The organism is Rhodococcus sp. KRD197, from assembly GCF_017168235.1.
Lineage (GTDB): Bacteria > Actinomycetota > Actinomycetes > Mycobacteriales > Mycobacteriaceae > Rhodococcoides.
This window is the reverse complement of record NZ_JABFAO010000048.1, coordinates 1-8298: the sequence shown is the minus strand read 5'-3', so window position 1 is coordinate 8298 and position 8298 is coordinate 1. Positions and strand designations below refer to the sequence as shown.

The 8298-nt window shown below is 63.7% G+C and carries 1 protein-coding gene; it reads left to right on the top strand.

Going from position 1 to position 8298, the window contains the following annotated elements:
• Window positions 1-8298 (top strand): non-ribosomal peptide synthetase (locus tag J1M86_RS23990; RefSeq protein WP_206511640.1); only part of this gene is annotated, 8298 nt, incomplete at both ends.

Below are 8298 nucleotides of genomic sequence, written 5' to 3'. Positions count from 1 at the left end.
CCCCTTCGAGCGACTCGTCGACGCCTTCGCACCCACACGCTCGACCGACCACTCACCCCTGTTCCAAGTCCTCCTCGAATTCCAGAACAACACCACCGCACACCTCGAACTCCCCGGACTCGACGTCGATCTGACCGAGCTGGACACCGGCACCACCAAGTTCGATCTGCAGCTTCGCGTCGACGAACAGGTATCGGAATCCGGTGCCTCCAGCGCCGCCTTCACCTACGCGACGGCGTTGTTCGACGCGAGGACAATCGATCTTTTCGTCGACCGCTTCCTGCGGCTGCTGTCCTCGGTCGTCGAGGCTCCGTCGATGCCTGTGCGCGAACTCGATATCTTGTCGGCGCAGGAACGCGCAACGGTTGTGCGAGTGTGGAATTCCACCGATCACGCCTTGCCGGGCGTAGTGGGTGAGGATCCGACTCTCGATTCTCTCTTCAGTCTGCAGGTCGCTCGCAGCCCGTACTCGATCGCGTTGGTGTTCGAGGACGAGCATGTCACCTACGGGGAACTCGACGAACGGGCGAATCAACTTGCACGGCACCTCGTGTCGTTGGGGGTGGGTCCGGAATCGCATGTGGGCCTCGCCATTCGGCGGTCCACCGACCTACTGGTCGGAATGTATGCGATTGTCAAGGCTGGCGCTGCATATGTTCCGATCGACCCGGATCACCCGATCGATCGGTCTGCGTATGTCATCGACAGCGCACAGCCCGTGTGCATTCTCACCACCAGCCGCGACTGGATCAATGTCCAGGTAGCAACCCCGGTGCTCGCCGTCGACCTCATCGACGTGTCCGATCGCGCAACCGAACCGCTCGCGTCCGATGAACGGCTCGGCGATCTCACCGGACGCAACACCGCGTACGTCATCTACACCTCCGGTTCGACGGGTAGGCCGAAGGGCGTGGCCGTCACCCATGGAGCCATTGCGAACCGTCTGCTCTGGATGCAGGACGAGTACTCATTGGAACCGTCCGATACCGTGCTGCAGAAGACCCCAGCCACATTCGACGTGTCGGTGTGGGAGTTCTTCTGGCCACTCCAGGTCGGTGCCAAGCTCGTCATCGCGGCGCCGGACGGGCATCGCGATCCGCAATACCTGTCGCGGCTCATCCTCCGCGAGCACATCACGACGCTGCACTTCGTTCCGTCGATGCTGGCGGTATTCGTCGACGGCGCCCATGCCGGGGACTGCTTGTCGCTGCGGTTGGTGTTCTGTAGCGGCGAAGCATTGCCGCCGGCCACGGTGAACGCCTTCGCTGAGTTCTCCGACGCCGCCCTGCACAACCTGTACGGTCCTACCGAAGCGGCCGTGGACGTGACGTATTTCCACTGCGACGAACCGAACCTCACTGCCATCCCTATCGGTGCGCCGGTGTGGAACACACGCGTGTTCGTGCTCGATGCCTCGCTGAAGCCTGCACCGATCGGTGCACCCGGCGAGCTGTACCTTGCCGGCACACAGCTGGCACGGGGATACGTCGGACGCGGAGATCTCACCTCCGATCGTTTCGTTGCCGACCCGTACGGCGAACCCGGCGACCGCATGTACCGGACCGGTGACCTCGTCCGCTGGCGCGCCGACGGCAACCTCGAATACATCGGACGCACCGACTTCCAGGTCAAACTGCGAGGCCTGCGTATCGAGCTGGCAGAGGTGGAAGCAGCGCTCTTGCGTCACGAGAGCGTCACCCAGGCAATCGCTGTCGTGCACACCAATCCATCGACCGGTGAGATTCTCCTCGCGTATGTCGTTCCGAAGCGCGGAGTCTCCATCGATTCGTCGACGGTTCTCGACTCGGTAGCGCAGTCGTTGCCTGCTTACATGGTGCCGTCCCTGATCGTCGAACTCGACGAGTTTCCTCTCAACGCCAGCGGCAAGTTGGACCGCAAGGCGCTGCCCGAGCCGACGTTCGCATCGACGGACGACGAGATAGTCGCTCCGTCGAATCCGATCGAGGAGATAATCGCCGCCCAGTTCGGTGCCCTCCTCGAAGCCGATCAGATCGGTGTCACGCAGAACTTCTTCGGTATCGGCGGCAATTCGCTGGTAGCCATGCGACTCGTTGCTCGCGTCAACTCGGCTCTCGGTTCCACGCTGACCGTCCGCGACCTCTTCGACGCCCCCTCGGTTCGCGCGCTGGCTGCAATCGTCGAATCGCAGGGAAATCGGACGGATCCGAAGCCGGCGCTCGTGCCTGCCGAACGCCCCGAGTCGATTCCTGTCTCACTCGCGCAGCAGCGTATGTGGTTCATCAACCAGTACGACACGACCTCTGCTGCATACAATGTGGCTTTCGCCATGCGGATGACAGGGCAGCTCGACATCGACGCGTTGCGCAGTGCAATGGGCGATGTGATCGACCGCCACGAATCGCTGCGAACTGTGTTCCCACTCACCGAGGACGGGCCGGTTCAGTCGATTCTGCCGGCGCACCAAGCGCTTCCAGCGCTCGAACCAGTCACGGCCGAGTCCGAGACACACATGCACGAGCTCGTCGCCGAGATCACCACCGCAGGATTCGACGTATCCAGTTCGGTTCCCGTGCGTGTGCGACTTGTCCAGCTCGGAACCGATGATCACGTTCTCGCCTTCGTCGTGCACCACATTTCTTCCGACGGTTTCTCCACCGCGCCCCTCGCACGCGACCTGATCGTTGCCTACAGTGCGCGCACGCAGGGAGAGGCTCCGAACACGGCACCTCTAGCGGTCCAGTACGCCGACTACTCGCTGTGGCAGCGCAAGTTCCTGGGTTCGGAGTCCGACTCGTCCTCGCTGATGTCGACTCAGCTCGCATTCTGGACCGATACGTTGTCCGGCGCTCCAGAGGTTCTCGAACTGCCCCTCGACCGACCGCGGCCTACCCAGGCTTCGTTCCGTGGCGCGACGGTACCGTTCGCGATCGACCCCGACGTGCACCAGCGCATGGCCGAGCTTGCTGCAGAACGCGATTCGAGCGTGTTCATGATCGTGCACGCCTCGCTCGCCGTGCTGATGTCCAGGTTGTCCGCCTCCACCGACATTTCGATCGGTACCCCTATCGCCGGCCGCGGCGACGCATCGCTCGACGATCTGGTGGGGATGTTCGTCAACACCCTCGTACTGCGCACCGAGCTGGATCCTTCGGTGTCGTTCCTCGACTTGCTCGCGGACGTGCGGACCGCCGATCTCGCTGCCTTCACTCACTCCGACATACCGTTCGAGCGCATCGTCGACGCTCTCGACCCCGCCAGGTCGACGGCGTACACACCACTGTTCCAGGTCATGCTCGAGTTCCAACAGACCGAGCCACCGAACATCGTGTTGCCGGGTCTCGATATCGAGGCAGTCGATCTTGCCAACGACACCAGCAATTTCGATCTACAGCTGACCATTTCGGAATCGTTCGACGACAACGGCGTTCAGGCCGGAGTCGAGGGTGTGTTCCGCTACGCCACCGACATCTTCGAACGATCCACCGTCGCCGCCTTCGCCGAGAGGTTCGCGACGATACTCGGCGCGGTGACATCGAGCCCGGCCACGGCAATCGGTGACATCGAACTGCTCTCGCCCGACGAGTACAGCGATCTGGCGCCGGTGCACGGCCCGGACTCGGCCCAGCAGCGGCTACTGCCGGACATCCTGAGCGACGCCGTCGCGCTGGCCGGTCGCGACGCGGATGCCTTGATCTTCGAAGACTCCGTCGTGAGCTACGGCGAACTGGATTCTCGTTCATCGCAATTGGCGCGCATGCTGGCCGACTTCGGTGTCGGCGCGGGAGACGTCGTCGCGCTGGCGCTGCCCCGTTCGCCGGAAACGATCGTTGCGATGTGGGCGTGTGCAAAAGCAGGTGCAGCATTCCTGCCGGTGGACCCGACCTACCCGGCGGACCGCATCAAGCACATGATCGTCGATTCCGGCGCGACACTGGGTCTGACGACGACATCCGACACCGCGGCACTGGCCGCACTGTCCGATGCGATCGCGTGGGTCGTGCTCGACGACGCACATTTCCAGCACACAGCTGCACAGTTCTCCGATGCACCGGTCACCGACGCCGACCGGGTCGAGTCACTGCGCATCGATGATGCCGCATACCTCATCTACACGTCCGGATCGACGGGACTGCCCAAGGGCGTCGTCGTCACCCACCGCGGCTTGGCCAACCTCGCCGCCGAGGAACGAACTCGCTTCGACGTCACTCCTGGCTCACGAACCCTCGCGTTCGCGTCCCCGAGCTTCGATGCCTCGATCCTCGAATTCATGCTTGCCTTCGGCGCAGCAGCAACGATGGTCATTGCTCCGCCTGCCCTGTACGGCGGCCCGGAACTCGCTCGTTTGATCGCCGTCTGCAAGGTCACCCATGCATTTGTCACACCGGCCGCACTTGCATCCGTCGATCCTGCCGGCTTGTCCACGCTGAAGGTGATCGCCACAGGAGGCGACGCATGTCCACCCGAACTGGTGACCAGGTGGGCACCCGGCCGAAAGATGTTCAACGCGTACGGCCCCACCGAAGCAACGATCTTCTCCTCGATCAGCAACGAGCTGATCGCCGGCGCACCGGTCGACATCGGATCGCCCACCATCGGATTCGCTGAGGTCGTCCTCGACTCCCGTCTACGTCCGGTGCCCGTCGGGGTTCCGGGTGAGCTCTATCTCGCGGGCCCCGGTCTTGCACGTGGCTACCACGGACGCTTGGCTCTCACGGCCGAGAGATTCGTGGCAGATCCGTTCGGTGAACCCGGCAGCCGGATGTATCGCACCGGCGACGTAGTTCGGTGGACCCGGTCCGGGGCACTCGAGTTCGTCGGGCGAAGCGACTCGCAAGTGAAGGTTCGTGGGTTCCGCATCGAACTCGGTGAGATAGACAGCGTTCTCACAGCGCACCCCGACGTCGCATTCGTGACCAGCGCTGGTGCCAAGGGCCCCGCGGGCAATACGATCCTCGTCGCCTACGTGGTGCCCACACCGGGTTCCGTGGTGGATCCGCAGCAGTTGAGCGAGTTCGTGGCACAGTCGTTGCCGTCACACATGGTTCCGACGACTTTCGTCGCGCTGGATTCCATTCCGCTCACCCCAGCAGGAAAGCTGGACCGCCGGGCGCTACCGGAGCCGTCCTTCGACCACCGGCCCGTGTCCTCGCGAGACGCGGAATCTCCTGTGGAGAAGCAGCTGGCCGCTCTGTTCTGCGAGGTTCTCCGACTCGACCATGTCGGCGTGGAGGATTCGTTCTTCGCGCTCGGCGGCGACAGCATCATGTCGATTCAGCTGGTGTCCCGAGCCAAGGCAGCAGGACTGGTCCTCACACCGCGGGACGTGTTCGAGCGCAAGACCGTTGCCGCTCTCGCCGAGGTCGCGCTCGCCTCGGAGGGTGCCGCAGTCACCGTCCTGGACGAGTTGTCTGGAGGCGGCGTCGGTGACGTCCCGCTCACGCCCATCGTCGCGTGGATGATCGACCGTACCCACGTCTTCGACCGATTCACGCAGACTGCCCTGCTGACGCTGCCCGGCGACATCACCCGGCCGATTCTCGAACGCACGGTTCAATCCGTCCTCGATCATCACGACATGCTGCGAGCACGCCTGCGGCAGGACGGCGATGTCTGGACCATGGACGTCGAACCGGCAGGCTCGGTTGCTGCGGCTGCGGTCCTACACCACATCGATGTCGAGTCCACCTCGGGTCCCGAGTTCTCGTCGACGGCCGCGGCCGAACTCGACAGGGCTTCGCAGCGACTCAGTCCGTCCACGGGTGTGATGATCCAGTTCGTCTGGTTCGATGCCGGCGTCGAGCCGGGACGTCTCCTGATCGTGGCGCATCACCTCGTCGTCGACGGGGTGTCCTGGCGCATTCTCGTACCGGATCTTGCGACAGCATGGTCGCAGATCAGTGCAGGTGACGACGCCATATTGCTGCCAGTAGGCACATCCATGCGCCGCTGGGCTCACGGGTTGCATGAGGTGGCCACCGAGCGCCGTGACGAGTTGCCGATGTGGGAGCACACTCTCGCCGGCACCGACCCCCTGATCGGCGCCCGCAGTCTCGATCCCGCAGTGGATGTCTATTCCACTGTCGATCGTGTCGAGGTTCATGTTCCCTCCGACGTCACCGAGCATCTGCTCACCACCGTTCCGGAGGTCTTTCACGGCAGCGTCAACGACGGACTGATGGCGGGGCTGTCGCTCGCCATCGCTGCTTGGCGTCGCACTCACGGAGTCGTCACCGAGGACTCTCTCGTCAGCCTGGAAGCGCACGGACGCGAGGACCAGGTGGTGCCCGGCGCCGATCTGGCACGCACGATCGGATGGTTCACCACCATCTACCCGGTTCGGGTCGATCTCCGCGGTATCGACATCGACGACGCTCTCGCCGGTGGCGAGGCCGCCGGCGCCTTGATCAAGTCGGTCAAGGAGCGACTGCTCAGCGTTCCCGACCACGGCATCGGTTACGGTCTGCTCCGGTATCTCGATGCCGAATCTCGGAATGCGCTCTCGCAGTACAGCAGTCCGCAGATCAGCTTCAACTACCTTGGGCGCTACAGCGCCGGCATCCCGGACAACCTGCGGGACGTCGGTTGGTTGCCGGTGGACGACGACGAGATCGGTGACGTCCAGAATCGGGACCTACCGGTGTCGGCGGTACTCGACATCAACGCGGTGACCACCGGTGGCAGCGACGGCGCCGTGTTCGAGGCGACGTTCGCGTTCCCGTCGGGCGTACTCGATCGCGCCGACGTCGAAGAGTTGACCACGCTCTGGGTCGCGGCTCTGACGAGCCTGGCAGAGCACGCGAATACCTCTGCTGCAGGCGGATTCACCCCGTCCGATCTCGAATTGGTTTCCCTCGACCAGCACTCCATCGACGACATCGAACGTCGCTACCCGACTCTGAGTGACATCTGGTCGATGTCGCCGCTGCAGTCGGGGATGCTCTTCCACGCGGAACTGTCCGATCAGACCGTGGACGCGTACATCGTGCAACTGGTCATGGAACTGACAGGTACGGTCGACGCCGCCCGACTGCATCGTGCCGCGCAAACCCTTCTCGACCGCCATTCGAACTTGCGGACCGCTTTCGTGCACAACCTCGAAGGCGACTCGGTTCAGGTAGTGCAGCGATCGGTACGAGTCCCGTGGCTCGAGCATGACCTGACACAGCTGACTGAGGCCGATGCGCAGGTCGAACTCGACGCCCTGATGGCCGTAGACCGATCCACCCGATTCAACATGGCGCAGGCACCGCTGCTGCGATTCACCTTCATTGCCGTCGGCGAGGCACGGTGGCGTCTCGTCTTGACCAACCACCACATCCTGATCGACGGTTGGTCGACTCCGCTCATCATCCGGGAGCTGCTCACGCTGTATGCAACGGACAGCGACGATTCCGTGTTGCCGCGGGTGCCTGCCTACCGTGACTACCTCGCGTGGATGGCCAGGCGCGACACCGCCGGAGCGCGGACAGCATGGGTTGAGGCGTTGTCCGGGTTGCCGGAACCGACTCTGCTCACGCCGGTCGAAAGCCGCCGCCAGGAATCCACCATCGGCGGAATCGACCGGACCTCGCTGGAGCCATCGGACACTGCGCGACTCCGTACGGTCGCCCGCGAGCGCGGTGTCACCGTGAACACGCTCGTTCAGGCCGCATGGGGGACCGTCCTCGCCACACTGACCGGACGCTCCGATGTCCTGTTCGGGGCGACCGTGTCGGGCCGACCACCCGAGATCAACGACATCGAGCAGATGATCGGTCTGTTCATCAACACCCTGCCGGTGCGTGTCACCGTGGACCCGCACGAAACGCTGGGCGAGTTCATCGAGCGGCTTCAGTCCGAGCAGGCTCATCTGTTGGACTACCACTACCTCGGGCTGACCGAGATTCAGCGCGCGGTGGGACCGGCCGTCGCATTCGATACGTTGACCGTGTTCGAGTCCTACCCGATCGATCGCGCCGGCTTCTCGGACCAGACGGATATCGCCGGGCTGCGCGTGGCCGACATCATCGACGGCAGCGATACTGCGCAGTACCCGCTGACCCTGGTGGCGATGGTCGACGAACGTCTGCACATCGAGGCCAAGTACCTGCCGGAACTGTTCCAGTCCAGCGAGATCGAGACCATTCTCGCGCGCATCGTGCGCGTCCTCGAAGCTTTTGCGACGCAACCGGATCTCAGGGTCGGCCAGCTCGAGTTGTTGTCGGAGGCCGAGCGTGCGGTGTTGGTGCCGGTGCGTGGTGGTGTGTCGGTGGCGGGTCGGTTGTTGTCGGAGGTGTTTGCTTCGGCGGTTGCTGTTGCTGGTGTCGATGCTGTGGC